This window comes from Paenibacillus sp. V4I5 (assembly GCF_030817255.1).
In the GTDB taxonomy this organism is placed as follows: domain Bacteria; phylum Bacillota; class Bacilli; order Paenibacillales; family NBRC-103111; genus Paenibacillus_E.
In genome coordinates, this window is sequence record NZ_JAUSZB010000002.1 from 7,569,332 (window position 1) to 7,594,329 (window position 24,998).

The 24,998-nt window shown below is 44.8% G+C and carries 26 protein-coding genes and 1 pseudogene; 15 read left to right on the forward strand and 12 right to left on the reverse strand.

The annotated features are described in order from the left end of the window. Positions 1 to 14: 14 nt before the first annotated feature. A complete protein-coding gene (locus tag QFZ78_RS35905) occupies positions 15 to 401 on the reverse strand; it encodes a TfoX/Sxy family protein (protein WP_307554552.1) in 387 nt (128 codons plus the stop codon). Positions 402 to 430: 29 nt separating this feature from the next. Next, a complete protein-coding gene (locus QFZ78_RS35910) occupies positions 431 to 865 on the reverse strand; it encodes an SRPBCC family protein (protein ID WP_307554553.1) in 435 nt (144 codons plus the stop codon). Positions 866 to 1,011: 146 nt separating this feature from the next. Between QFZ78_RS35910 and QFZ78_RS35915 the strand changes: the two genes are divergently transcribed. The 3 genes from QFZ78_RS35915 to QFZ78_RS35925 are packed head-to-tail and all read left to right on the forward strand — an operon-like array spanning position 1,012 to position 2,384. Then, complete coding sequence (locus tag QFZ78_RS35915) at positions 1,012 to 1,350, forward strand: ArsR/SmtB family transcription factor (RefSeq protein WP_307554555.1); 339 nt, start codon at positions 1,012 to 1,014, stop codon at positions 1,348 to 1,350. Then, on the forward strand, positions 1,334 to 1,786 hold the full coding sequence (locus QFZ78_RS35920) for an SRPBCC domain-containing protein (protein WP_307556078.1): 453 nt from the start codon (positions 1,334 to 1,336) through the stop codon (positions 1,784 to 1,786). Before QFZ78_RS35915 ends, QFZ78_RS35920 begins: the two co-directional genes overlap by 17 nt. A gap of 40 nt (positions 1,787 to 1,826) precedes the next feature. Next, a complete protein-coding gene (locus QFZ78_RS35925) occupies positions 1,827 to 2,384 on the forward strand; it encodes an SRPBCC family protein (RefSeq protein ID WP_307554557.1) in 558 nt (185 codons plus the stop codon). Between the two features lie 86 nt (positions 2,385 to 2,470). Here QFZ78_RS35925 and QFZ78_RS35930 read toward each other — a convergent pair whose 3' ends face one another. From QFZ78_RS35930 to QFZ78_RS35945, 4 genes are all read right to left on the reverse strand, one after another. After that, positions 2,471 to 2,947 (reverse strand): CBO0543 family protein, encoded by a 477-nt coding sequence (locus QFZ78_RS35930; RefSeq protein ID WP_307554558.1) that lies wholly within the window; start codon positions 2,945 to 2,947, stop codon positions 2,471 to 2,473. A 2-nt stretch (positions 2,948 to 2,949) separates the two neighbouring features. After that, positions 2,950 to 3,522, reverse strand: coding sequence for a CBO0543 family protein (locus tag QFZ78_RS35935; protein WP_307554561.1), 573 nt, complete (start codon positions 3,520 to 3,522; stop codon positions 2,950 to 2,952). Between the two features lie 136 nt (positions 3,523 to 3,658). Further along, positions 3,659 to 6,589 carry a DEAD/DEAH box helicase gene (locus tag QFZ78_RS35940; protein WP_307554562.1) on the reverse strand — a complete coding sequence of 977 codons (2,931 nt, stop codon included), beginning with the start codon at positions 6,587 to 6,589 and terminating at the stop codon, positions 3,659 to 3,661. Further along, the gene (locus QFZ78_RS35945) at positions 6,586 to 8,148 is read right to left on the reverse strand and encodes an SWIM zinc finger family protein (RefSeq protein WP_307554564.1); all 1,563 of its coding nucleotides are present in this window, start codon (positions 8,146 to 8,148) and stop codon (positions 6,586 to 6,588) included. The genes QFZ78_RS35940 and QFZ78_RS35945 overlap by 4 nt, the downstream gene beginning before the upstream one ends. A 217-nt stretch (positions 8,149 to 8,365) precedes the next feature. Here QFZ78_RS35945 and QFZ78_RS35950 point away from each other — a divergent pair, with 217 nt between their 5' ends. Then, a complete protein-coding gene (locus QFZ78_RS35950; protein WP_307554567.1) occupies positions 8,366 to 8,749 on the forward strand; it encodes a ribosomal maturation YjgA family protein in 384 nt (127 codons plus the stop codon). 93 nt (positions 8,750 to 8,842) lie between these two features. Here the strand turns inward: QFZ78_RS35950 and QFZ78_RS35955 are convergent, their stop codons facing one another. The 4 genes and pseudogenes from QFZ78_RS35955 to QFZ78_RS38810 form a co-directional block, all read right to left on the reverse strand. Next, the gene (locus QFZ78_RS35955; protein ID WP_307554569.1) at positions 8,843 to 9,061 is read right to left on the reverse strand and encodes a GerAB/ArcD/ProY family transporter; all 219 of its coding nucleotides are present in this window, start codon (positions 9,059 to 9,061) and stop codon (positions 8,843 to 8,845) included. 117 nt (positions 9,062 to 9,178) lie between these two features. Then, positions 9,179 to 10,318, reverse strand: coding sequence for a PQQ-dependent sugar dehydrogenase (locus tag QFZ78_RS35960; protein WP_307554571.1), 1,140 nt, complete (start codon positions 10,316 to 10,318; stop codon positions 9,179 to 9,181). 177 nt (positions 10,319 to 10,495) lie between these two features. Continuing rightward, a pseudogene (locus QFZ78_RS38805) lies at positions 10,496 to 10,720 on the reverse strand (SDR family oxidoreductase); the annotation flags it as partial. Then, positions 10,665 to 10,928, reverse strand: coding sequence for a hypothetical protein (locus QFZ78_RS38810; protein ID WP_483874838.1), 264 nt, complete (start codon positions 10,926 to 10,928; stop codon positions 10,665 to 10,667). The gene QFZ78_RS38810 and the pseudogene QFZ78_RS38805, both read right to left, overlap by 56 nt. 161 nt (positions 10,929 to 11,089) lie before the next feature. Between QFZ78_RS38810 and QFZ78_RS35970 the strand changes: the two genes are divergently transcribed. From QFZ78_RS35970 to QFZ78_RS36000, 7 genes are all read left to right on the forward strand, one after another. Further along, positions 11,090 to 11,908, forward strand: a complete 819-nt coding sequence (locus tag QFZ78_RS35970; protein WP_307554573.1) for an MBL fold metallo-hydrolase — start codon at positions 11,090 to 11,092, stop codon at positions 11,906 to 11,908. Positions 11,909 to 11,937: 29 nt separating this feature from the next. Beyond that, positions 11,938 to 12,483: a QcrA and Rieske domain-containing protein gene (locus tag QFZ78_RS35975; RefSeq protein ID WP_307554575.1), complete on the forward strand. Its 546-nt coding sequence runs from the start codon at positions 11,938 to 11,940 to the stop codon at positions 12,481 to 12,483. Positions 12,484 to 12,734: 251 nt separating this feature from the next. Then, positions 12,735 to 14,384, forward strand: coding sequence for an immunoglobulin-like domain-containing protein (locus QFZ78_RS35980; protein ID WP_307554577.1), 1,650 nt, complete (start codon positions 12,735 to 12,737; stop codon positions 14,382 to 14,384). A gap of 226 nt (positions 14,385 to 14,610) precedes the next feature. Further along, a complete protein-coding gene (locus QFZ78_RS35985; RefSeq protein WP_307554579.1) occupies positions 14,611 to 14,964 on the forward strand; it encodes a hypothetical protein in 354 nt (117 codons plus the stop codon). Positions 14,965 to 15,491: 527 nt separating this feature from the next. Beyond that, a complete protein-coding gene (locus QFZ78_RS35990; protein WP_307556080.1) occupies positions 15,492 to 16,277 on the forward strand; it encodes an SDR family oxidoreductase in 786 nt (261 codons plus the stop codon). Positions 16,278 to 16,369: 92 nt separating this feature from the next. Further along, the gene (locus QFZ78_RS35995) at positions 16,370 to 16,519 is read left to right on the forward strand and encodes a hypothetical protein (protein ID WP_307554580.1); all 150 of its coding nucleotides are present in this window, start codon (positions 16,370 to 16,372) and stop codon (positions 16,517 to 16,519) included. A 454-nt stretch (positions 16,520 to 16,973) separates the two neighbouring features. Then, positions 16,974 to 17,345, forward strand: coding sequence for an IDEAL domain-containing protein (locus QFZ78_RS36000; RefSeq protein WP_307554582.1), 372 nt, complete (start codon positions 16,974 to 16,976; stop codon positions 17,343 to 17,345). 85 nt (positions 17,346 to 17,430) lie between these two features. On the opposite strand, the gene QFZ78_RS36005 is transcribed toward QFZ78_RS36000, so the two are convergent. Further along, entirely contained in the window at positions 17,431 to 18,210 is a 780-nt protein-coding gene (locus tag QFZ78_RS36005; protein ID WP_307554584.1) for a 3'-5' exonuclease, read from the reverse strand. Between the two features lie 48 nt (positions 18,211 to 18,258). Further along, positions 18,259 to 19,410 carry an MFS transporter gene (locus tag QFZ78_RS36010; RefSeq protein WP_307554586.1) on the reverse strand — a complete coding sequence of 384 codons (1,152 nt, stop codon included), beginning with the start codon at positions 19,408 to 19,410 and terminating at the stop codon, positions 18,259 to 18,261. Positions 19,411 to 19,652: 242 nt separating this feature from the next. On the opposite strand from QFZ78_RS36010, the gene QFZ78_RS36015 reads away from it, so the two are divergent. From QFZ78_RS36015 to QFZ78_RS36030, 4 genes are all read left to right on the forward strand, one after another. Beyond that, complete coding sequence (locus tag QFZ78_RS36015) at positions 19,653 to 20,555, forward strand: SMP-30/gluconolactonase/LRE family protein (protein ID WP_307554588.1); 903 nt, start codon at positions 19,653 to 19,655, stop codon at positions 20,553 to 20,555. A gap of 5 nt (positions 20,556 to 20,560) precedes the next feature. Beyond that, complete coding sequence (locus QFZ78_RS36020; protein WP_307554589.1) at positions 20,561 to 21,370, forward strand: MBL fold metallo-hydrolase; 810 nt, start codon at positions 20,561 to 20,563, stop codon at positions 21,368 to 21,370. 144 nt (positions 21,371 to 21,514) lie between these two features. Next, positions 21,515 to 22,375, forward strand: coding sequence for an AraC family transcriptional regulator (locus tag QFZ78_RS36025; RefSeq protein ID WP_307554591.1), 861 nt, complete (start codon positions 21,515 to 21,517; stop codon positions 22,373 to 22,375). 576 nt (positions 22,376 to 22,951) lie between these two features. After that, positions 22,952 to 24,910 carry an ABC transporter substrate-binding protein gene (locus tag QFZ78_RS36030; protein ID WP_307554593.1) on the forward strand — a complete coding sequence of 653 codons (1,959 nt, stop codon included), beginning with the start codon at positions 22,952 to 22,954 and terminating at the stop codon, positions 24,908 to 24,910. Positions 24,911 to 24,998 lie beyond the last annotated feature (88 nt).

Genomic DNA, 24,998 nt, shown 5'->3' on the forward strand with positions numbered 1-24,998 from the left:
TCAGGAGAGCATTGCTATTCGCCTTTACTCTTCTTCGTGCTCGTTTTTTTCTTCGCAGGAATTTTCTCTGGCATCGCTGCGACCCATTGTAAGGATTGCTCGATCCACGTCGTAATTGTATCAGGCGTTTCCCGCCATTGCTCCGGTAAGGTGACATACTCCTTCATCGGCTTTCCTGGCATGGGGGAAAATAAACATGCTCCTTCTTGTTCGATAAGACGAGTACGCTCGTCTTCCGGCAGGCGGATAAAGATTTGCTGTCCGTAAAGTCCAACGAACATGTTGCCATTAATAAAGCCGGCCAAATTACCGAACATGGGACGAATATGAATATGAGGATCACTGGGCATAACGGCAGCGAAAAATTGTTTCATCTCCTCATCAGGACGAGGCATGGACATAAAGGAAACACCCTTTCGATTTGATATTTTTATTTTTCCATTATAGCTTTAAGCCGCTTCAAGTCTCCTTGAATGCTCCTTCTTACTTGGGGGGACATGAAGATATCCGTAAGCTTATAGAAGCCTTCAGAGGTACCTTCAACACGTATTTGTGCTAGTGTGCCTTCATTTTCATCATCAAATTGATACGTGACTTTCATCGGAAAAGGACCTTTGATCGATTGCATCACCATCAACTGCTCGGGTTCATACTCAACAACTTTAAGCACATAATGAATTTCCTTACCTAGAAATTTTGCAATTCGTCTTACCTGAGTTCCCAAGCCAATGGGGCGTTCGGTAAGGAGTTCAGCCTCCGTAATCCCTTTGGTCCATTTGGGATCATTGGTTGGCTCCATCGCATATCGAGCAACCTCTTTACGGCTTTGAGCAATCACTAGCTTGGCCGAAACATCAATTCCCATATCTATAATCTCCCTACTTTGTATCGTAATTTATAAAATCAGTCATTGTTGACACTCGTATTTTAGCAATCACTTACGTAAGTGTCAACTTAAATAGTTTCATTAGTTAAGTTGACACTTAATTAAGTATATGCTAAATTAACGTCATGATCGAAAAAGTGATCCAAGCCATCGTAGAGCCAAGACGCAGAGATATCTTATATCTCGTACGTGACGGAGAGCTTACATCAAGCTCCATCGCGTCCCATTTTGACATTTCGGCACCAGCAGTATCTCAACATCTTAAGGTTCTTGAGGAATCCGGATTACTTGTGGTTCGGAGAGAGGGAACCAAGCGGTATTATCGTATGAGGAGGGAAGGTTTTGCTGATCTGAAAGCGTACATTGACCGTTTCTGGGATGATAGTCTACTGCTGTTGAAGGAAGCCGCAGAAGAAGAAGAGAGGAGACAGCGTAACCGTGAATCAAATGAATCAAACAAGTGACACGATTAAGAAAGAGATGTTCATCGATTGCCGTCCGGAGATCTTATTCTCCTTTTTTACGGACCCAGAGAAGATGGTTCGTTGGATGGGCCGACATATTTTGTTGGAGCCAAGCATCGGAGGGAAATATCGGATCGATGTTAATGGATCGGATATTGCGATGGGGGAATATAAAGAAATTATTCCAAACGAGAAAATCGTTATGACGTGGGGCTGGGAGAAGTCCAAGGTGGTTCCACCTGGTTCAAGCACGCTCGAATTTAAATTCACTGCTAAAGACAAAGGTACTGTCCTGCTATTAACTCACTACGATTTGCCGGTCGAAGAAGTCGCCGCTCACACAGAGGGTTGGATGCACTATACATCTAGACTCCAAACGTTGGCTGAGGGTGGAGATCCTGGCGTAGATCCTTGGTCAGTTAAGGCCATGCATTAAATTACGTTTCATAAATAAGCTTATGGGGAGATAGAAGGCAATGACAACATTATCTTGCGATTGCGGGTTCAAAGTAGAAGAGGAAAACCGGTACGAAGTAGAAGCGAAGATGTGGCATCATGCGATTCACGATCATGCTGATATGTTAAAAAGCATGACAGTGGAGCAGCTTACACAATGGTTAATGGGAAAAGACAAGCAAATCGGCGATTCTTCAGCTATTCATCAGGAGGTTGTGTTCGCTGCAAGCCCGAACCGCATCTATGAAGCGCTGACTGATGCTGCTCAGTTTAGCAAAGTCTCAGGTGGAGCACCTACAGAAATAACGCCAGATGCTGGTGGCTCTTTCTCCTGCTTTGGTGGGATGATTGTGGGGAAAAATATTGAGCTGGAGCCAAACAAACGAATTGTTCAAGCGTGGCGTGTCGCGAATTGGGAAGAAGGCGTATATTCCCTGGTTAAGTTCGAATTGGGAGGGCAAGGCGCGGAAACCCGCCTCATCTTTAGCCATACAGGCTTTCCTGAAGGTCAAGAAGCTCACCTGGCTCCCGGTTGGCATACAAACTACTGGGAACCGCTTAAGAAGTACCTAGCCTAACATAAAAAACGGTATTCGTTCTCTTGGAACGAATACCGTTTCTATTTGTTATGATTACTTCCAAAGAGCATGAGTATTAACAAGAATTACATGTTAGATGCAGTCGCCCTCTTCCTAGTGAAGAACCACACACAAAACATTCGGCTTAATAAGAATGTAATCATTAGAGAGAGCACTGTACAGAACCAGCTCCAGTGAACATAACGGACGAGATTCGTATAATGTTCAAGGATAACTTCCGTAATCGTGAGTGGAATGCAGAAAATTATGTAATAACTAAACTGTACCCAGCGGCTCCGGCAGCTTGGATAATAGCAGTTAAACACCATGCAGATGATCGGATAAGCAAGGTACTCGTAAGTCATGCTGGTTCGGCTTACATCAGGCAGCTCTACCACAGGATAAGCCACTAAATTGTACTCTACAACTATCAGGCCAAGCGGACAAGCAAGTATCTGCTTGAATAGGAAGGACACAACCGCAAGCCGGATTTTGCGACGGGGGATGGTGAAGATGAGCCCAAATGATAGTAGCCACACGGCAGTTAACACCCATCTATCCATGCTCATGATTTACCCTGTAATTCAGCTTCAAATGTTTCTGTTTCTCCATTTCGATAAAACCAGCGAACGATCACTTTCGTTAATACCAGTAAGAAAATAAAGAACATGCTGCCCATGAACCAGTCGAGGAACTTGTAATCTAACAATTGTGTGTACTGAGTTAACATATAATTTAACCAGGCAAGAGCAGTGCACCATAGCAGCAGATAGAGGGTTCTAATCGTCCGCGAGCGCCGCGGCTCAAGGAGAATGTAGATACTACTTAATATTGGATACAGTAAATACGTCATCGTAAATCCGATATCTGTCGCTCTCGGGAACTCACGAACTGGGAAAGAAATGATCCTCAGCTTGACTTGCAGGATTACTGAAAACCAAACGATAGTCTGGGAAGTAAAATGAGCGAGAATAAATCGACGAACATTCGATCGTCGAACGAATATAACGACCATTGCAAGCCCCAAGATCCATACAAGGATAATAATTTTTCTTTCTAGAATCATAATGACAAATCCACCCTCATCTTCATACCGTTTACCAAACAAAGTTAGTATGCCTTCCGTCAGAACCGACAATACTACCTCCCAATTGGCGTATTATTTGCCAGATATCATGTAATTGAATGTCTATTATCTCCAGTGGGGTACACGATATGAGTGACTAAATAATATAAATGACCTCCTCATGCTTGAGGAGGTCATTGTTCTTCCATCACCACTCCTTACGAAGTGCAAACAAATCTCTCAATTCTTCGTTTGAGAGTTCCGTAATCCAGCCTTCGGAGGTGGAGATCACGTTCTCGCTTAGACTCATCTTGCTCTCGAGCATCTCATCGATTCGTTCCTCTAATGTGCCGAGGGAAATGAACTTATGTACTTGTACATTGCGCGTCTGTCCCATCCGATAGGCGCGATCCGTGGCCTGGTTCTCTACGGCAGGGTTCCACCAACGGTCGAAGTGGAACACATGGTTCGCTGCGGTTAAGTTGAGTCCGACTCCGCCAGCTTTCAGCGACAGAACGAAGATACCCGGCCCCGTTTCTTCAGCGGCTTGGAACGTATCAATCATCTTATCGCGCTCCAACTTGGGCGTGCTTCCGTTCAGATACAATACCGGTTCATTCCTTTGTGCCCGCAGTACGTCTGCCAATATTCGCCCCATGCCTACATACTGGGTGAAAATCAGGCAGGAGTCGCCTTCGTCCCGAAGTTCTCCGACCATGGCAACCAGCCGCTCAAGCTTCGCGGATCGCATGACGAAGGCTTCGCGGCTCTCCTCGGCAAGCAGAGCTTCCTCCGGCAGACTAGCTTCCTTCGTTAGCAGCATGGGGTGGTCGCACAGCTGCTTTAGCTGTGTTAAGGCCGCTAGGATCGCTCCTTTGCGCTCCATGCCTTCCAGCTTTTGCATACGTTCCATGAGATCCTTGACGGATCGTTCATAGAGTGCTCCTTGCTCGGCTGTTAAATTGATATAGACTTTGGTTTCAAGCTTATCGGGCAAATCGAGTTGGATCGCAGGATCCTTCTTTTTACGGCGCAGCATGAAAGGTTTGACGAGTTTCTGCAGCTGTGCCGTTCGTTCCTCATCGTGGTGCTTCTCTATCGGATTCGCGAAACGGTGCTGAAACCCGCGTTGGTTCCCGAGGTAACCCGGATTAAGAAAGTCGTAAATCGACCACAGCTCGGACAATCGATTCTCAATAGGTGTTCCTGTTAGCGCAATGCGGTGCCTAGCTTTGAGTGTACGGATCGCTGCGGATTGTTTATTGTGGGCATTCTTGATATTCTGGGCTTCATCCAAGCAAAGGGAACTCCACATGGTTTCCTGTAGAGTCTCTTGATCCATCAGCGCCGTCGTATAGGAGGTAAGCACAATATCTGTGTCTTTCAAAACCGTAGAAAGTGCCTCGCCGCTTAATCGTCCCTTTCCGTAATGAAGAAAAACCTTTAAATCCGGAGCAAAGCGGACTAGCTCCTTCTGCCAGTTGCCAAGCACGGACGTGGGACAGATGAGCAGGGCAGGGTGCTCTGACTCTGCTCTATGATGCAGTAAATACGTGATGAATTGAACCGTTTTGCCGAGCCCCATATCATCGGCCAAGCAGGCACCCAGCCCGAACTTCCTAAGGAAGCTCAGCCACGTGAAGCCCTCGTGTTGATACCCGCGAAGCTCAGCGCGCAACCCCTCAGGCACAGCAATTTCCTTTAATTCCGAAGGCTGCCCAAGCTGGCGAAGCAGCGCCAAGAGGTGGGCATTCAGCTCGACTTCCAGTTTCAGCCGTTCTTCATTATCTGCTTCTTCCTCCGCTGTAAGACTTTCCTTTTGGGTTCTTTCCTTTTCGGATTCACTTAACAGGTGAAGCTGAAAGATATCCTGCAGGGACAGACCTTCTTCCGGATTCACGCTTTCCATGAGCCTCCGGATTTGCTCCAATAAAGCAGGGTCCAAATACACCCATTGTCCACGGAAGCGGATAAGCCGTTCATTGCGGCTAAGCAGACCAGCGAAATCTTCTTCGCTCAGGTCGGTATCGCCAATGGCAATCCGCCAGTCGAAGTTTACCAGCGAGTTCAGCCCGAACAGCGACTCGCCTCTGCCGCCCGCTTCTGAGGAAACACGTGCGCGCAGCCGAGGCTTGCGTTTCGAGGCGGCTTCCCACCAACCGGGGAGCATGACATTCCAGCCATCTTCCAATAAAAGGCGGCTGTCCGTTGTCAAAAACAACCAAGCGGCTTCGTCGCTTAGAGGCTCTGCAAATAGCTCGCCGCCGCTACTGCGCCCAGGCAATGCTTCTGTTAGTCTTGTAGCCCAGCCAAGAGAACGCTCCAGGATATATGGGGTCCAATCACTGGCCCACGTGCCTGAAGCACGTCCGTCTGCATAAAGGCGAATTGGCGTCAAAACAGATCCTTCGCTTTTATCTTGCAGAACCAAGCGGAGACGCCAAGTGTCATCGTTCTCGTCCGGTTCCAGCAGCTGCAGAGCAGGGCGGAAGGGAGCGGTGTCCGGTCTCCAGCCCAGAGAGGCAAGCCATTCTTCGTTCGTGAACGCATCAGCCGAAGTAGGCGCAGTTGTCTGTGCACGGAACAGAGCTGGATAATCCCGCCGAAGATCGGATAGTGCAGCTTCATTGGGATAGTGCTCAGCCGAAACTACGGCGGAGAAGGCTGCACGCAGGCCAGACATTCCGTCACCTAAGCCATCTAAACTTTTTAGTGCATGCCAATCAAGTTGTTTCAATGACTCCGTCTCGGCATCCCAAGTCCAAGCCAGATTCCCATTTCGGAATGCGCTATAACTGGGTATATAGTGACCTGCTTTAGCTTCTCGGTATAGAACCGGCGCCACTTCTAACAGTCCCTTTGTGGTTTCGTTTCCCCCTTCCCATCGAAGGACATCCATGAAATAGGGTTCTGCGAAGAAGGGGAGCACCATCTCCACGGGCAGGACCGTTAGTGTTAACTCTCCCGCTAGCTGTTGGTCCAGAATGGTCCCGTAGTAAGAGGACTCGTGCCACGCGAACAGCAGCTTTCGAAATTTATCTCCGGGCACATCGCGTCCGTCCTGCAGCCCCCAGAGTAAGGCATCGCCACTGTCCGTTAAGGTCACGTTCAATGTCATATCATGCAATTTTGTGCTCATCCGAGTAGCTTTCCTTTCCTAAGTTCCTCTTGCAGCGCCCTTAGCCTGCTGTGTCGTTCCACGAAACCAGAAAAGAAATGTTCCCATCGCTCGGTTTGTTTCATTTTCTTGTACACTTTATCTAGTCTCTTGAGGAGCCTTACCGCTAATTTATAATCATGCCGATTTTTCAAACTCACATAGTGATCTACCGCTTGATGGTAATAGGGTAGAAGTAGCTTAGGGGTATCCTTCTCAATCGGCTGCAGAACATTGACGCGATGGTAAAGAGGGTCATGCCCCTGTAGGATCTGCATTTCTAACCAAGGCTTCCATTTCCTTTGATCGTACAGCATTTCCTCAATAATTCGGAAAGAATAAGGCAATAGTTCTTCTAGAACGCTCCACATGTGTTCTTCCGCTTGAGGGAGATGCACAATGGCTTTTGTCCAAAAATCGGCATAAAGTTCAAGTTCTTTGGTCCGTTTCCGATTGAAAAAAGATACGGATCTTCTCAACCAATTCACTAACTCTTCCCAGTTCTGGGTGTCATATAGATAGTCAAGGAAAGGGATAAACAGTTTGGCAGGGGCCTCTTTGAAAATATCATTCGCTTCTAAAGCCTCCCAGGCTTCTTTACTCCTAGATTGCTGCAAGTATAAGAAGGCCTTTGCGGCTGAGAGAGAAGGGGAGGGGCTGTCCATTGTCATCGTCTCAAGAGCTTCTATTTCCTTAGTTACATATGGACTTGCCTCGGGATCTGGGGTAACCCAATATTTCCAAAGCACGGTATAGACGCCATAATCATGATAATTATGACCCGATTCGTCAGCCATCTGCTGTCTGGTATAACTAAACGTCTGTTCAAGACGCTCTCCAGAGATCGAGAAGTTGAGAAGGGGCGATTGTTGCTTAAGCCAAGTATGGATTTCATCGTAAACCCGATAAAGGGTGGAAGACGTGTAGTAACTTACGCCACCTTGTGCATTCTGCTCTTTTATTTTTCTAAGGATAAATAATTCCTGATGCATGTCAAAAAAAATCCGATCGATATCAGAAAAAGGAATAGTGACCTTCTTGATGTTCTGCAATTGCTGCCTTAACATGTCAACATAATTTCCCAAATCATAAGTCGCCTTAATGGGGGACGTATAATGATTCAGAAACTTCTGCCAGCCGGATACATCCATTTTGGGCAATTGTGTGAGTGTAGACTCCAAGGAAGTAACTGAAGTAACCCGCTTGAGATGCAGTTTGGCATTCATAATTTGGGAAGCGGGGTAACCCAGACGATCTCCAAGCTCCATCCAAACGGCTGCCATATGCTTGCAAGAGGCTGGTACTGGACAACTACATTGACTGGAACGGGGCTTGTCTAAATTCAGAGTAACTCGGTAATCTCCTGTTTCTTCCTCGACCACCCTTGCCTGAACGACACGAGTCTCAGAAATGTTCAGGGAAGCTACTCGCTGTTGTTTAAAGAAAGTAAACCCTCGACTAAGGGTAACATCATTATAAGTTTCGGCTACGTACTCCAGCAGCATCAACCATTGGTCGTCGTTTAAAACGGGAGAACTCATAGAATAGCTCCTTTTTTTCTACTTTCAATAATCAAAATCATCTTTTAGTATAAATAGTGAAGCTGATAATGTAAATTTGATCTACCTTCATTTTTAGCTAACCCTCAAGCCCATGAATGAAGGAATCCACACTAACTCGAGAAATATGTTCAAATCATATAACAAATGAGAATGATACACCAGTTAGTGAGTCTATTAAAAGGAAGGAGGTTACTATTTGAACACTCGGATAACGTATTTTGCAGCCATCATAACTACCGTCGTTTTAGGCTTAAGCTCAAGAACGTTCTCCGGCGTAATTCCATTATTTATGGCTAAACATGCTGGGGACGTGCTTTGGGCAAGTATGGTCTATTTTGGTTTTCGATTTTTATTTATACAGAGAAGTTTAAAATGGGCAGTAGTGATCAGTGTTTTATTTAGCTTTGCTATTGAATGTAGTCAGTTATATAAAGCAGAATGGATAATCGAAATAAGAAATACGATTATTGGATCCCTCATACTTGGAAGAGGATATTTAACGATTGATTTGTTTAGATATGTCATAGGGATTATGATTGCTTTTTGGATAGACAAGCTATGGCTGCAGCGCAATAACTAAGATGAGTATAAGCATCATTATCCCACTTGTGATTACGCTGATGAGCTTCCCCAACCACTTGCAGCTTTGCCTAACCATTTCCCTAAAATAATTTCATTCATATCGAATAACGTATAATCGGAATACATCTTCGCTAACTTCACATACATCCATAAGAAAAGCAATGCCTACGCCCATTACACCAGAGATCCAGGCATCCTGCTTAGTTTCTGCGGCCGACATCGATGGGACTACAAGAATGGTCGTTCCCACCGAAAATAAAATAATCAAGATCATGAGTTGACGAGCCGTTAGTATGTTCTCGTTATTCATGACATGCCTCTAGGTTGCCATTCAGTTGTAAGAATACAAATAATGCCCTTAACACTTCTTCAGGAAGTGCAAAGGGCAGAAAGGTGAATTCAACGCTATTCAGCTATTGTCATGGAGTCAAAAGTTTGGCTTCAGTCGAATGATCTTATCATCGCCTTTATTTGGCTTGCCGCGACCGTCACGGTTGTTCGTCATGAGATATAGAGATCCGTCGGGTCCTTCATAGACATTGCGAAGCCTGCCGAACTTCCCTTGAAACAAATGCTCCACGTTGCTGATTGTATCGTACTTTGGACCTTTTAGATTTATTTTTAAAAGCCGTTCTCCCCGTAATCCTGCCACTAGGAGGCTGCCTTTCCAAGGCCCCTTGCTAACGAATGCTGTGCCTGATGGTGCCCACGTTTCTTTCCCGCTCTGGAGGATTGGCGTTTTAAGATTAGCTTTCACTGGACTCGATGCTGTGTCACCTTCGATTAATGGCCAGCCATAATTGCCCCCAGGTTCAATAAGATTAATCTCATCATGTGCGGATTGTCCATGTTCGGAGCTGTACAATTGCCCTGTTTCTGGATGCCAAGCGAGCCCTTGAGGGTTACGGTGCCCCATGCTGTAGATAGGCGAATTCTTAATAGGATTTGAGGCAGGAATAGATCCATCTAGGGCAATTCGTAATATTTTGCCTCCCGTGCTAGTTGGATCTTGTGCTAAAGGAGGATCATACCGATCACCAGAGGTAATATAAAGCAGCTTATCGGTACCAATTTTAATCCTTCCGCCGTTATGGTTTTGTGCTCCTGGTAATCCGGAAATTAACACTTTATCCAGCTGCGCTTTGTTATTTTTTTCGATAAGCCTCAACACACGATTGTTACTTTGATCATTTAGTCGATAGGTGTGATAGACATAGATATAATGGTTTTCCATAAAAGAGGGATCAAGCGCAAGCCCTAACAATCCTCCCTCACCTTCGCTAATGAAGGGGGCCTCGAAAGAGATAACTGGCTCAGGGTTCAGAAGACCCTTCTCAATCACACGCAGAGTACCAGGTCTTTCCGTGAAAAAAAACCGGCCATCCTTCGCAATATCCATCTCCCAAGGGACGTTAAGTCCTTCGGCGACGGTTTCCATTTTATAGGGAATATCCAATTGTGTCGTTGAAGTCTGATCTGGAGATGGTTCACTAACTTCTTTATTCGACGTACAGCCAGAGGTTATCCCAAGCGATAAAGCTATTAGAATAACTAGGATCGTTCTCATAAATCTTCCCCCTCAATGATTAGGATGAACATGCTTCTTAGCCTGTGGTATGTAACAATTATTATACCATTATGTGGAAGGAAACGAGAAACTGCATGGATTATCAAATTCTGAATATGAAGGAAAATACGCAGAAAAGGTCAGTGCCTTCAATAGAAGGAACTGACCTTTTCAAATTTATCTTAGTTGGTTAGCCTTTACCACTTGTCCACCATTCACGTGGAGCACTTGCCCTGACATGTAGGAAGAATCGTCTGAGGCAAGGAATATGTAGGACGGTCCAAGTTCCTCTGGTTGTCCGGGTCGCTTCATCGGACTGTTGGATCCGAATTTGGATACCTTCACCTCATCGAAAGTTGAAGGAATGAGCGGCGTCCAGATTGGACCGGGTGCAACTGCGTTGCTCAGCCGTATAGTAAACTGCTACCGCTCTACCAATTCCGCTATCACCGCCTGTAATAATGGCTGTTCGGCCAAGCAGCTTTTCGCTACCCTTATACTTGCGGTCAACAGAGATTGGACGGGGTATCATATCGCTTTCCAGACCGGGCCTACGATTCTGATGCTGTAGGGGTAATGTTTGAATGTGTTCGGTTTGCGAACTCATCATGAATCACTCCTTTGTTTGGGTTCCTAATGTATTAACCTGATTTCTATGCGTTGAACCATAATTCTCGTTACCTCGCAATGTGAATGGGAAAAATACCGTAACTCAAATACACGTGGTAGTATAAGAAACAAGAATAGTTTTATATAAGGAGCTAAATTCTCATGATTACATATCAAAATGAACATACAACCGTTTTTCAAAGCGCATTATATCAAACGACATCAACCGTTGTGCTGACGAAGGAAATGGTATTCATTGTTGATCCGAACTGGCTTCCAAATGAAGTTGATGAAATACGGAACTATGTTGATTCGGTCAAAGGTGATCGGGACCTATACCTGTTATTTACGCATGGCGATTTTGATCACATTATTGGTTATAAAGCGTTTCCCGGTGCTAAAACCATTGGGAGTTATGCACTAAGCTGTCATCCGAAGAAAGACTTTAAGATTGCATTGATTCAAGAATTCGATAGGAAACATTATATTAATCGAAATTATCCCGTCGAATTTCCAGTCCTTGATATTATCATCTCGGAAGATGCCGAGGAACTAAGGATAGGGGATACGTTATTGACCTTCTATAAATCCCCGGGACACACGCCGGATGGATTGTTTACTGTCATTGAGCCGTTGGGTATATGGATTACGGGCGATTATTTATCCGATTTCGAATTACCGTTTATTTATCATAGTGCCCAAGCCTATAAGGAAACGTTGAATAAGGCCAGTCAGATTTTAGATCAACACAGCATCGAGCTGTTAGTTCCGGGGCATGGACAAGTTACTATCAATCTGGCGGAGATGAAAAGGCGTTTGGACATGTCTTCGGATCATTTGGAACGGCTTATTAAGGCGGTCATAGCAAAAGATGAGCATGCTATCGCCGCGCTTGGTGATGAACATGCTTATAAGTCCTCTTTTACGGAAGAATGTCACGCAGAAAATATTAGAATCATTGCGCAGGAATATTCTAGTTAAGTCATTCATCTTCTCAGGAGGTGTGCGTCATGCAGGGACGATTACCTAGAAAGATTACTAGAAGAAAATTCTTGAACACGGCGAGTAAATGGGTTATAGGGACGACAGGGATTCTGGCAGGGAACACCGCTTTATTTTATTACGGAGCTGTTCAGCAGGATAAAGAAAGTAAGCAGTCTGCTACCGAGATACCTGGCTATATCGTGAAGCTCGGTGAGTTCGACCGGTTAAACGCGATTACTAGCGTTGAAAAGGTGGACTATGAGGCAACGATCAAGGACGGATGGGTAGAGAAATCCATCAAAGGGTTTGTCTATATCACAAAGGGGCCGGAGGGGAATCTGCTCATTATTTCGTCTGTTTGTACGCATTTGGGTTGCGATGTGCTGCCGGCAACGATAGAACAACGAATTACGAAAAAGGATCTTTTCTTCTTATGTCCATGCCATGGCGCCGAATTCGATAAACAGGGAAACGCGGTCAGGGTGGTGTTAAAAGGGTTGGATACCTATCAACCTATTATCGCCAGCGGCAGTATCTATATTGATATAATGTCGCCTATAAAAGGAATATAAATGTGCGAGCATAAAAGGAGGAAAATGGAATGAAAAGGAACCGGGCGCCAAGCCGCGGTTCCTTTTTAGCAGTTAGAGCGCTAATCAAGGGACAATTATTTTGCGAGACAAACAAGCTGCTATAACAGCTAGCAGGGCCGTCTAAAATCCTTAACTATACTTTATTTTTGAAGCAAGGCAGCACCCCCTAAAAATTGTAAATTTCACGAAAGTATATGAGGGAAAGAAAGAATGTGAGGAGGAGCAACTGAATGAAGTCAAAAGTCTTATTTTTCACAGCGATCCTAAGCCTGATGGTAACAGGAGCCGCATTCGCTAAAGATGAGAACCCGAACAAACATGCGGAGAAGAAAACTGGCTTAGAAAATGCACTTGAACGAGGGAAAAAGAATGAAACAGCCCGTGAAGCTATACGTAGAGCAATGGAGCGGAAGCAAGAAAAGCACGATCAGAATAAATGGACGATAGAGCAGCGAGTTGCCGCGGACTTAAAAGAATTGGAGATTACATTCGGTGGTACTGACTCGAAAAGTCAAGTCACTCAGGCAATGGCTCTTCCGCTTGCAGGAACTCATGGTTCCACGATCACTTGGGAATCGAGTACACCTTCGGTTATTTCCAACGACGGACAAACCGTAGTTCGGCCTTCCGCAGGGCAAGGAGATGTTGTGGTAACTCTTACAGCCACTGTCAATTACGGTGACGTATCAAAAACCAAAACGTTTACCCTAACAGTTAAGCAGCTGAACTCAGAAGCCCAAAGAGTTGCCGCAGATAAAGCAGCATTGGCAATTACTTTCGGTGGGACGGATACGGCTAGCGCTGTTACTCAACCGTTAGCCTTGCCGCTTAGCGGAACTCATGGTTCCACGATTACTTGGGTATCCAGCAATGCTGCGATTATTTCGAATGACGGTAAAACGGTGAACCGTCCAACAGCAGCGCAAGGCGATGCTGTAGTGACTTTCACAGCTACCATAACCTATGGCAGTGTTTCGGAAACCAAATCATTCTCATTAACAGTTAAGTCGGTGTTGACCGATGCTCAGAAAGTAGCTGCTGATAAAGCGCTGCTAACTATCACATTCAGTGGAACAGATACAACAAGCAGTGTAACACAACCGTTGACATTGCCGCTTAGCGGGACAAACGGTTCCGCGATCACTTGGGTATCTAGCAATGCATCCGTCATTTCGAATGACGGTAAAACTGTGCAGCGACCTTCCGCTGGCAGTGGCGACGTATCGGTGGTACTAACGGCGATCTTAACGAAGGGCAGCTCATCGGATGTCAAAACCTTTACTTTGACGGTAAAACAACAATTGACGGACGTGCAGCGAGTTGCTGCCGATAAAGCGGCCTTGGCCATCGTTTATGGAGGGACAGATACGTTATCCAGTGTCACTCATGCATTAACACTGCCGGCTGTGGGCGTTAACGGATCATCCGTCATCTGGTATTCGGGCAATCCATCCGTTATTTCGAACGACGGCAAAACGGTAAATCGTCCAGCTGCCGGACAAGGGGATATAACGGTAGTTCTTAGTGCAATCATCTCAGCCGGGGGCTATTCCGACACTAAGGTCTTTACAGTGACGGTAAAGCAGCAATTGACGGACGCGCAGCGCGTAGCTGCAGATAAGGCGGCGCTGGCCATCACTTTCGGAACTTCCGATTCTGCATCCAGTGTTAAGAACAATATTGGCCTGCCTATAAGTGGGCCGAATGGTTCCAATGTCATTTGGGTTTCGAGCAATACGGCAGTTATCACGAATAGCGGTGTCGTCACTCGACCGACAGCTGCCAGCGGAGAAACCGCGGTTATCATGACGGCTGTTATTACGAGCGGCGGTTATGCCGAAACAAAAGCATTTGTTTTGACGGTGAAGCAGCTTCCGTAACATTACTTTTAAATCTCAAAAAAAAAAATACAGTGAGTCCCCATCTTTCCAAGGTGGGGACTCTTTTACATGAGCGACTTTTTATTGACTTGAGACAAGAATGTTGTAATAGTATGATTGCTAGATATACTAAAAATATCAGAGAGCATGTTTGAGATAAGCTAGCGTTCCATGAAAGATGATTGGGTAGGACATTGTTCAGCAGGAACGAGGGAGTGGTTGGTACATGAAAAAAATAATTGTCAGACTTGCGCTATTACTTGCTGTTATTATCATTATTGTAGGTTATCAATATGCTAGACCTATCCTTACATCGGACGAAGCAATTTCGATAGCAAAAAAACATATGGTTACAGTAAATACTAAAATGAATCTATCTTATAAAACAAATAACATTGAGAGCAGTTGGGTCAATAAGGATACTTTTTGGAATATTGCCACTGGAAATAGAAAATGGTCCGTGTCAATTGATGGCGTTGGGATTAGTATAAATGCATATACAGGGGAGTTTATCGACATGATATTTCCATTGGATGGGGTGATAGCGAAGGATGACTATCCTGACTGGTTTGTAAAGTGAAATTGAAACATTAAAAGTAAAAACTACTAATGGCAGAGTGCACTATTAATTTTAAATTGTACATATTTCGGGTTAGGGGATAAGCGAAGCTTACCCCTTATTTAGCATGGTTAGCTATGTATTTTTGCAAATTGAGATTGTGGATTAGTGTATTAACCGGCTATTTCTTCTCACGAAGCTGAAGATGTCGTACGTTGTACAACAATTCTACCCTTATTTCATACTTTTGAGCTATTCATGGGAGAAATAGTTGTATGTTTCACAACAATTGCTGAAATATCGCTGATAAGCTTTCCAATTGTTGTACGAAGGCAGCATTACTTTTAAGTCTCCTTAAAGGCGCGGACATTTTCATACTAGCTAGAGTTTATTCAAATGGGTAAAGGTGCATTTCAGATTTATAGTTCAACTAATCACATATTTTTCACTCCTATTGGGCAAACCAAACAAGGATTCTTTTTCAATCCACTAATTATTTGGGTTAGGGGTGATAGCTCATTAGCGTGCAAACGATACAAAAACCGCGCATGGGACTGCCGGATTTGAAGGATAAGGTCGCATTGATCACGGGAGCGGGATCAGGAATTGGTCAGGCTGCCGCTGAGATGCTTGCACAGCAAGGGATGAAAGTATGTCTTGTGGATATGAAGGACGACAGGCTAGAGCAGACGAAACAGGATATTGTGGCAGCAGGCGGTCAGGCGATTACAGTGGATGTCGACGTCTCTGATCCGGACCGTGTTGCTCAGGCTTTCGAGCAGACCATAAAAACTTGGGGACGACTAGATGTCGTCTTTGCTAATGCAGGGATTAACGGGGTTTTGGCGCCGATCGAAGATATGAAGCCTGAGGATTGGGATCGTACGCTGTCCGTCAATCTTAAGGGGACTTTCCTGTGCGTCAAACAAGCGATTCCTCATATGAAAGAGAACGGCGGCAGCATAGTCATCACAAGCTCCATTAACGGCAGCCGCGTCTTCTCTGGATTTGGGATGACAGCCTATAGCACTTCTAAGGCAGGACAAGTGGCATTCGCCAAGATGGCAGCATTGGAGCTTGCCCGTTACAAAATACGCGTCAATGCCATTTGTCCAGGGTCAATCAAGACCAACATTGGAGAAAATACACAGCCGACGCCGGAGCTCGAAAAAATCAAAATTCCAGTCAAATATCCGCAAGGCAGCCAGCCGTTGGAACACGCACCAGGTCAGCCGGAGCAGGTTGCTAATCTGGTAGCTTTCCTTGCCTCGGAAGCCTCGAGCCATATTACCGGCACGGAGTTGTTCATTGACGGTGCTGAATCGCTACTTTAAAGATAGCCTGCAAACCTACTTGTTGGTGTGTGAGGGATACGGATGAATATCCAAGGAAATGAGCAGTCTATATTCGGAGGTGAAAGAAAATCATGGATGAGCAAAAAGAAACTGTCACTTCATACGATCCGAAAAGCGGACAATCCAAGGAGGTCAATGTCGTCTTGGATCATGCTCGTAGTGGAGGCATGAAATATACAATTGAAGATGTAGAGAAAGATAACAAGAAAAATGATGAATAGTCACTTATAAAAAAGTGAAAAGCGTATGTTGACTCACGGGACTCTCCCGAAACCAACATGCGCTTATTTATTTTCTCTAACGATTAATCGTCAAAACCTGCTCGACATGTTTCAGGACTAGTGTGCTCGGAGCTTCTGATAACCGTATCATCTGGCCCGTCTTCATTGGTATCATCCGATTTACCTTCAGCATTAACCGTAGATTCAATATTTGTGTCTTTGTTATTTGTTAAGTTATCTATGCTTCTCACCCTTTCAATAGTATAGGCTAATATGCTTCGTTTATAAGAGATTTATGCGTTGGTATCTATAATTTGCGGGTTTATGTTCGCTTTAGTCATCACTGCCATTGGCCATTAAAAGAGGAATTTGTAGGTCTTGACAAACCATACTGTAATATTTATAATTACAGTATAAAGTCCTTACAAAAAATAAGCTAATGGCGGTGATGATCATGAACTTTGTAATCAGTGATTGGGTTGTAGCAACTACAAATGAAGATGAATTGCTGCATGGTTATATTGAGTCTATTGATGTGCTGTTAGGCATTGCTCGGGTGCATGTTATTGCATCTGATCGTGAAACTGCCATCGGAAAAATAATGGAAGTAAGCAGTCAAGACGTAAAGAAATTACCGGTAAGCGAGTTTGATATAGAAGATCAAGTAAAGAGCTTGATTGATGTGGCGCTAACAACCAGAGACGAGCAATGGTTCAATGAATTGTCAGCGAAATTATTCGCTATTCAACAAAATGGCACGAAACGCGGCGAGCGTGATGTATTTCCATCCTACTATCATAACCGTTTAGGTGTTGATCAGTTTTAATGGGTAGAATCAAAGAAAAAGCCAATCCAAGAGACATGTTCTGCATGTTGTCTAATGGATTGGCTTTTTAGTTATATTTTACCGCTTACTGAATAGGTGCCTTGTTTGAGACTAGTTTTTCTTTCGTGACTTCCGCGGCAAAAAGAGTCTGTAGTTCTGTGACTTTTCTGGGATCGGTAAGTGTCACTTTGTCAGCGAAATAATGTTCAACGAGCAGTTCCCATGTAGGGGTTACCTTTTGAGCCGTCATGGCTCGAATAGCGGTCTTAACCAGCCTTCGTTCCTTGGCATTAGCGTACACGTCGATGTACTGCTGTTTGCGTTCGAAATCTAACTCTGTAAAAATAGCTCGAAATACCTCAGCTGTCATACGCGCGTCGTCCAATGCTCTGTGAGCGGAGCCTTCAGCAGCTATGTTAAGATCGAGCAAAGCAGCCTCGACACTGACATCATTCGTTACATTTTTATAGCGGATAAACCCTTTCAATAGATCAAAATAGCTTGCTGCCATCCAATAAGCATCATCCAACTTATGCATCCGCGTATCATACACGATGCGTTTCAAATCCTCGCCACCCCAGGTGACTAGCAGGAAAGCTTCGCTTCTATTTAGCCAATTCACGAAATCCGTAATAACTTTGCGAAAGCCGTCGGCTTGATCGATATCTTCTTGGGGAATGCCCGTCTTTTTCTTGATAAATCCATTTAATTTAGAGAAATAAACAGGTTTGACCAAAGATGAAAACTCATCAATAGCCTGAAGGGAGGAATCTAAACGAACTGCTCCAATTTCAATAACTTCCATAGGTAAATCGCTCGCAAACTTGCGACCGTTAAATTCAATGTCCAAAATAATGTAATCCATGATGTTGCCCCCGTTCTGTCTCTGTGTTTCCATTCTATCAGAAAATGCCTAGGATACCAGCTTCTGTTTTCCATAGATCACATTCAGAACGAAACTAAACAGTAGGCCTGCAAAGGACATTCCTGAAATCCATAGATATAATTGTTTCCCGCCAAAGCTTTCGTAGAACCAACCACCCAAATAAGAAGCGACGATACCCGATACGCCAAAGAAAAGGATTGCAAGCACAGTCTGTCCCGTTGCACGCCATTCTTCAGGAACAATACGGTATAAATATTGGATAGCAGCTGAATAAAATATCGGGAATGTGAAGGTTTGCAGCAGTTGAAGATACACGAGAATGTGAGGATCAGTCACCCACGCGGATAGAAAAAAGCGAATGAAGTAAAACACAGCAGCGAAAGAAATGATAGCCAATTCTTTTCCTTTGCGAAGCCACCAAAAGCTTAGAGCGAATACGAGAATTTCACTCCCTGCTGCTAGAAACCAGGCTAAGCCGACCATGTCGGGTGTGCCGCCTAATTTTCGAATATAGACGCCAAGAAAAGTATCGTTGATCCGTTGAGGCACGGCAACAATAAAAATAAGTAACATAAACCAAATGGTTTCTTTATTGCTTAAGAAATTGCGTAGACTTTTTAGAGAGATCGGTTTCCCAGTTACAGGCACATCAGGCAATGGCAAGCAGATTAGAATGCTTATGATGCCTATTCCAGCAAACAAGAACGCTAAACTATTGATTCCGAAATATTGTGTGGTATAACCAACGGCCAAGGACATGACCGCATAACCGACAGCTCCGAAGGTTCGTATGGAACCGTAGCTTACCCCGTTAGCCTCCGCTGTTTGGAAATTTAGACTTTCTGTCAGGGGATCGAGAGGCATTAAGAAAAAATACATAAGCATCGTAAAAAGAAGAAGCACAATAAAGCTGGATGAGGCGTATAACAAGTACCCCACAATGGTTGAACATCCTAAGAGGAGTAACATAACCTTCTTAATTGTCTTACCTCGATCACTGATCATGCCCCATAAAGGCTGCGAGAAGATTGCAATGAAGCCTCCCGTTCCTATAATGAGACCAATCTTCGTTGCTGGAAGTCCCTGCGCATCTAAATAGACGGGAAGAAATGAAACAAACATAGCCAGAAGTGCAAAATACAAAAAGTTAAACGAACGCAATAAATTTGAAGAATTCATGATGACCTTAACCTTCCCAGATAAATTAGCACAATGCTGTTGTAAAACTACATTCTATCATGTCACCTTCAAGAATCCAAAGTAAATGAAGGCGATTCTTTCAGAGACGTACCTCTGAGGGATTCGTACCCGTTACTTTTTTGAACTGTCGACTAAAGAAATGCAGAACTTAGTAGCAACCTTCCTGCATCTTCCAATCTCTGTGAGGACGGTTTACAATTAGAGAGAGGAGTTGATGCATAATGGGATCACCGATCGTGCGACTGGTACTTGATGCCAAAGCCACATTGGCTGAAGGTCCGTGCTGGAATGCAGAACAGCGTTTGCTGTATTGGGTTGATATTATAGGTAAGAAATTTGGAAGGTTCGATCCTGAAACAGGGCTTAACGAAGATTTTCCCATTGGGGAATATGTCGGTGCAGTTGTCTGTGCCGGCGAAAATGAGGTTATGTTAGCGACACAGTCTGGATTCCAAACGTACCAGATGCAGCAGAGAAAGCTTACGCCTCTTGTTGATCCAGAATCTCATTTACCGGGAAATCGGTTTAACGACGGGAAATGTGATCCTAACGGACGATTCTGGGCGGGCACCATGGAAATTATTGAAAAAGAGGCAACAGGCGCACTCTATGTGTTAGAAACGGATCATAGTTATCGCAAGGTTTACGAGGGAGTGGGCGTTTCCAACGGGATCAGTTGGAGCCTAGATGAGAAAGAGATGTACTATATCGATTCTATGAAAAAGCTAGTACTCGCTTTTGAGTATGAGGCGGATAAAGGAGAAATTAGCAACCCGAGAACACTGATCGATTTTAAGAATGAAAAAGGGTTCCCGGATGGTATGACAATTGATGAAGAAGGGATGCTGTGGATCGCCCATTGGGATGGTTGGCAGGTTTCTCGTTGGAATTCCAAAACAGGTCAAAAGATTGACAGCATTGCCATTCCTGCAGCTAAAGTGACCTCCTGTGTTTTCGGTGGAGACGAACTGGACACCTTGTACGTTACTACCGCCCGCAAGGGTCTTCAGGAGGATCAAGCGGGTGATCAACCTCACGCTGGAGGGATTTTTGCGGTAAAGCCAGGTGTAAAAGGCACGAAGACGCATTCATTCGGAGTACAGCATGAGGAACGGAAAGGGTAGGTTCTATGTCAAATAAGAATAAACAATTAATGATTCAGTATATCGGTCAGGTTGGCGTTATTCTACGTAAAAACGATATCGCTATCGCGATAGACCCTTATTTAACGGATTCTGTTGATCAGCTTCCTGGGTTTCCGGAGGCCTTTTGGCAGCGGAGGTATACGCCTCCTGTGAAGCCGGAGACACTAACGGATTTGGATCTCGTGCTTTGTACGCATGAGCATATGGACCACATGGATCCAAACACGCTGCGGGCTATCGCCTTGGCATCTCCCAAATGCCAGTTTGGTGCTCCTAAGCCGTGTTTGTCTTTGTTGGAGGCTATCGGCATTTCAGCAGAGCGGCTGCATGCGCTTGGGACCCAGGAGGCATTTCAATACGGCGCGGATTTGATCATCCACCCCATTCCGGCTTGGCACGAGGAACGAGTGCGAGATCGTGAAGGCTGGGATCACTATTTAGGCTACATCTTAAAGTGGGATGGATTGTGTATTTACCATGCAGGGGATACGCTTTTGACGGAGGAGTTAGTCGAGGCGCTGTCCGGCTTCACCATCGATGTAGGTTTTCTACCGATTAACGGAAGGGACATTTTCCGCAATCGCCTCGGTGTCGTAGGAAACATGAACGCTCTGGAAGCAGCGGATTTGGCGGCTCATTTGAAATTCGACATGGTGGTGCCTGTTCATTTCGATATGTATCCAAACAATAGTGAAGGGATCGCTCCCTTCGTTGAGCATTTGTATCAGAAGCATCCAGGACAGAAATTTCATATTTTTCAACCAGGTGAGACTCTGCACTATGTGAAGACTTGATTTTCGACAGTTTCTGTATAGAGAAATAGGTACCTAGGTCAATGTAATTAAGCCCATCTTCATCTAACGATTTAACATACTTTGTGATATTGTTTGTTCAAGCCAATCACAAACATTACCATTATGAAATGGAGTGTTGTTCAGATGAAGATGTACCAATCCGTTGATTTTATCCAACAAGATGAGAAAATAGCGCTTTACAAGCTCCACCAGCATTCCAATGAACCCGAGCATACGCACAATTTCGTCGAGTTGGTTTATATCTGGCAGGGTGCTGGTTATCATGAAGTGAACGGAAAGGCTTATGAAGTGCAGCGCGGGGATTTTTTGTTCATGAATATTGGGGACCGACATTCGTTTGCAGTACAGAAAGATATGCAGTATATGAATATTTTGTTTGATCCTAAATTTCTAAGTGATCAGTTAAGTTCAACAGATGCCACATCACACTTTTTGCCGCTGAAATTGTTCCAAGAATTCAAGGATTCGTTAGAGAGCCCGGCACCGCACGTAACCTTTAAGGGAAAATGCATGATTGAGTTAGAACAGCTGTTGGAAACGATGTACTCGGAATACTGTGCTAAAAAGAGCGGCTACTTAGCTATGCTGCATGGGTATGCGACGCTCCTATTAACACGGATGTTCCGAATGATGCAGGAAAATCTGCAAAACTCGGATCTACGAACGGCCTATCACATGCTGCCGCAATTGCTGTCGTATATTGAGCAGCATTATGCCGGCCACATTACGCTGAATGATCTTGCAAAAGAGAGCTTTTATTCCCCGTACTATTTGAGCAAAATGTTCAAAGAATGCCTGGGATTCACATTCACGGAATATATACATGATGTTAGGCTGCGAGAAGCAAAGCGTATGCTGCTGGAGACGGAGGATTCTGTCGAATCTATCGGGCGCAGTGTCGGATATGAGGATAAAACGCAGTTTTTCCGCTTATTTAAGCAAACGTTAGGAATGACGCCTCAACAGCTAAGAAAGCAAATTTAGGGCGTTAAATTGTAAACGATTACTTTTTATTAGAATTAAAGACTTGGCTGAGGAGCCAGGTCTTTTTTGCGTATATGATAAGATCCAAAAAGGCTATGAAAGAACAGCTGAAACCGCAGAAACGGTGGGAATGAAGTCTGAGAGGTTGGATTCGGCGCTTAATGTGGGAGGAAGTGAAGCAGCATGACCAAATTAGAGTCTGAGTGGTTAACCACCACGCTGATGAGAATCTTCAGTGAATAAGCTTTTGACTTTATTGGACTTTCTTTATGTTTATTTGGTTTCACCCAATAAGTCTATTAAGTCGGACAAAATCATGAAAGGCCGTTCAAGTTTTGCTGTAGAGAGAAGAAGATTACTATCTTTTTTCACTATTCCTCCCCGAATGATAACGGTCTAATTGGACTAAACATGCGATAAATCGGTCTAATCTTGTCGGATCTTCACGACGAGTAGTGTGTTTAGTGAACATGCAGAATTTTCAGAAAATTGTAGTGCTTATTTTGCTATTTCGTTATAAAAATGGGAAGGAGTCCACAAACTCAAAAACCATTAAAGGGAATCGGAGGGTTGCATATGAAGTCATGGAGGAAGTCGGTTATTGTACTCCTGGTTTCTGCACTGATGTTGGCTCTGGTACTTTCGGGGTGTACAGACAGTCCAGCATCCACGTCACCAACTCCAGCACAAACGACAGAAGCATCGAAATCACCGGAAGCATCGAAGGCACCTGCCGGCGGCGGCGGGCAGCCAGCACAGTTGACGGATTTTAAAGATTCACCGTTCCTAGCGGGGAAAGGTCTTCCGGCTGTGAAAGATCGCTTGCCTAGCGATTATAAGTTCACGAATGAAATTCCGGAAAGCCAGATGAAGTACGAAATCGGTTCATACGGAGGTGTTTTGAGAACGGTTACATCTGCTCCTAACTGGGATGCTGATGTTTTCGTCATGAACAATGAGCCGCTGCTGAACACCCCGGGTATTCTCGGTGACACGATTACAGGCAATGTGCTCAAGGATTATACAGTCAGTGATGATCAAAAAACGTTTAGTTTCACCATGCGCAAAGGGCTGAAATGGTCCGATGGGAAGCCTGTCACGACAGACGACGTGAAGTTCACGGTCGAGGACATCTTGAACAATCCTGAACTGACCCCGATCTTCCCGGTATGGCTTCGTGGCGGCGGTGAAGCAGATGCGGCCCCGATGAAGCTTGAGGTCATCGATGATATGAACTTCAAGTTGGTCTTTGATCGTCCATATGGTGGAATCTTGATCCGATTAGCGATTCAAGGCTGGCGTGGATATACGGAGCTCATCCGTCCGGCACACTATCTCAAACAGTTCCACAAGAAATACACGACGATGGATAAACTCGAGCCATTGATCAAAGAAGCCGGCTTCCAGCCTGGCGAATGGTTTAATCTTTTCAACGATAAAGACATCACAAACTGGGAACTCGCGAACAAGAAAGCGGTCGGATTCCCTGTGCTGTACCCTTGGATTATGGCCAAAACGACAGAAAGCGTAACGACTTTTGAACGCAACCCATACTACTTCAAAGTTGACGCTGCTGGCAATCAACTGCCGTATATTGACCGCATCCAAAGTACACTCGTACAGGATATCGAGATCGTTGGTTTGAAAACGATTTCCGGTGAGGTCGATTTCTCAAGGGAGTCGGCAGCGCTAATCAAAATGCCTCTATACAGGGAAAATGAAAAGAATGGCTATAAAGCATTGCTTGCGAATATGCACGTGACACCTACCGATATATTCCTGAATCAATCATTCGATGATGCAAACTGGCAAAAAGTCGTTCAGGACGTTCGTTTCCGAAAAGCGTTAAGTCTGGCTTTGAACCGCAAAGAGATTATCGATACGGTTTACTATGGTTTTGCGAAGCCGGGTAGTATTGAAGATGCGACATTTGATCTGGCTGGGGCGAATAAACTTCTCGATGATATGGGTCTTAAGAAAGGTGCGGACGGCAAACGATTAGGCCCGGATGGTAAAGTGTTTACAATCCCGTTCGAAGTTGGCGCTCAAGCGCCGGATATCGTACCGCTCACGCAATTGATTGTGGAAATGTGGAAGCAGCTCGGTCTGAATGTGACGATGAAGACAATTGATCAGACACTTTGGACGACTCGCGGTACGAATAATGAACTTCAGGCTACAATGATTTGGACGCATACACCGCTCTGGTATATGGGAGATTGGGGTACGCAGAGATGGGGAACCCAGTGGGATCTTTGGCGTACTACAGGCGGTAAGCAAGGGAAGGAACCGCCAGCAGACGTGAAAAATCTGTACAAAATGATCAATGACGCAGCAGCTGCTAAACCAGAGGATGCGAAGAAGAAAGTGGCAGAAATTAAGCAAATTATGAAAGACAATGTTTACTACTTCATTCCGATTTCGGAAGTGAAGCAGCCGTTGATCGTCAATGCGAAGCTGCACAACATTCCGAATGACACCAGCTTTGCCATCGGCGCGAACTTCAGTGGCGAGCAGTTCTTCTTCGGTAAATAAATAGGAAAGAACCGATGTGAGCCCGGACGGCGGCAGGGTGTTCGATCCGGGCTTCAAGGTTCGTTTCACAGGGTACATTTTTGGAAGG

Coding starts and splice junctions, on each gene's coding strand:
- QFZ78_RS35905 (WP_307554552.1), bottom strand. CDS start 401: ATGTCCATGCCTCGTCCTGATGAGGAGATGAAACAATTTTTCGCTGCC.
- QFZ78_RS35910 (WP_307554553.1), bottom strand. CDS start 865: ATGGGAATTGATGTTTCGGCCAAGCTAGTGATTGCTCAAAGCCGTAAA.
- QFZ78_RS35915 (WP_307554555.1), top strand. CDS start 1,012: ATGATCGAAAAAGTGATCCAAGCCATCGTAGAGCCAAGACGCAGAGAT.
- QFZ78_RS35920 (WP_307556078.1), top strand. CDS start 1,334: ATGAATCAAACAAGTGACACGATTAAGAAAGAGATGTTCATCGATTGC.
- QFZ78_RS35925 (WP_307554557.1), top strand. CDS start 1,827: ATGACAACATTATCTTGCGATTGCGGGTTCAAAGTAGAAGAGGAAAAC.
- QFZ78_RS35930 (WP_307554558.1), bottom strand. CDS start 2,947: ATGGATAGATGGGTGTTAACTGCCGTGTGGCTACTATCATTTGGGCTC.
- QFZ78_RS35940 (WP_307554562.1), bottom strand. CDS start 6,589: ATGAGCACAAAATTGCATGATATGACATTGAACGTGACCTTAACGGAC.
- QFZ78_RS35945 (WP_307554564.1), bottom strand. CDS start 8,148: ATGAGTTCTCCCGTTTTAAACGACGACCAATGGTTGATGCTGCTGGAG.
- QFZ78_RS35955 (WP_307554569.1), bottom strand. CDS start 9,061: ATGAATAACGAGAACATACTAACGGCTCGTCAACTCATGATCTTGATT.
- QFZ78_RS35960 (WP_307554571.1), bottom strand. CDS start 10,318: ATGAGAACGATCCTAGTTATTCTAATAGCTTTATCGCTTGGGATAACC.
- QFZ78_RS38810 (WP_483874838.1), bottom strand. CDS start 10,928: ATGATGAGTTCGCAAACCGAACACATTCAAACATTACCCCTACAGCAT.
- QFZ78_RS35970 (WP_307554573.1), top strand. CDS start 11,090: ATGATTACATATCAAAATGAACATACAACCGTTTTTCAAAGCGCATTA.
- QFZ78_RS35975 (WP_307554575.1), top strand. CDS start 11,938: ATGCAGGGACGATTACCTAGAAAGATTACTAGAAGAAAATTCTTGAAC.
- QFZ78_RS35980 (WP_307554577.1), top strand. CDS start 12,735: ATGAAGTCAAAAGTCTTATTTTTCACAGCGATCCTAAGCCTGATGGTA.
- QFZ78_RS35985 (WP_307554579.1), top strand. CDS start 14,611: ATGAAAAAAATAATTGTCAGACTTGCGCTATTACTTGCTGTTATTATC.
- QFZ78_RS35990 (WP_307556080.1), top strand. CDS start 15,492: ATGGGACTGCCGGATTTGAAGGATAAGGTCGCATTGATCACGGGAGCG.
- QFZ78_RS35995 (WP_307554580.1), top strand. CDS start 16,370: ATGGATGAGCAAAAAGAAACTGTCACTTCATACGATCCGAAAAGCGGA.
- QFZ78_RS36000 (WP_307554582.1), top strand. CDS start 16,974: ATGAACTTTGTAATCAGTGATTGGGTTGTAGCAACTACAAATGAAGAT.
- QFZ78_RS36005 (WP_307554584.1), bottom strand. CDS start 18,210: ATGGATTACATTATTTTGGACATTGAATTTAACGGTCGCAAGTTTGCG.
- QFZ78_RS36010 (WP_307554586.1), bottom strand. CDS start 19,410: ATGAATTCTTCAAATTTATTGCGTTCGTTTAACTTTTTGTATTTTGCA.
- QFZ78_RS36015 (WP_307554588.1), top strand. CDS start 19,653: ATGGGATCACCGATCGTGCGACTGGTACTTGATGCCAAAGCCACATTG.
- QFZ78_RS36020 (WP_307554589.1), top strand. CDS start 20,561: ATGTCAAATAAGAATAAACAATTAATGATTCAGTATATCGGTCAGGTT.
- QFZ78_RS36025 (WP_307554591.1), top strand. CDS start 21,515: ATGAAGATGTACCAATCCGTTGATTTTATCCAACAAGATGAGAAAATA.
- QFZ78_RS36030 (WP_307554593.1), top strand. CDS start 22,952: ATGAAGTCATGGAGGAAGTCGGTTATTGTACTCCTGGTTTCTGCACTG.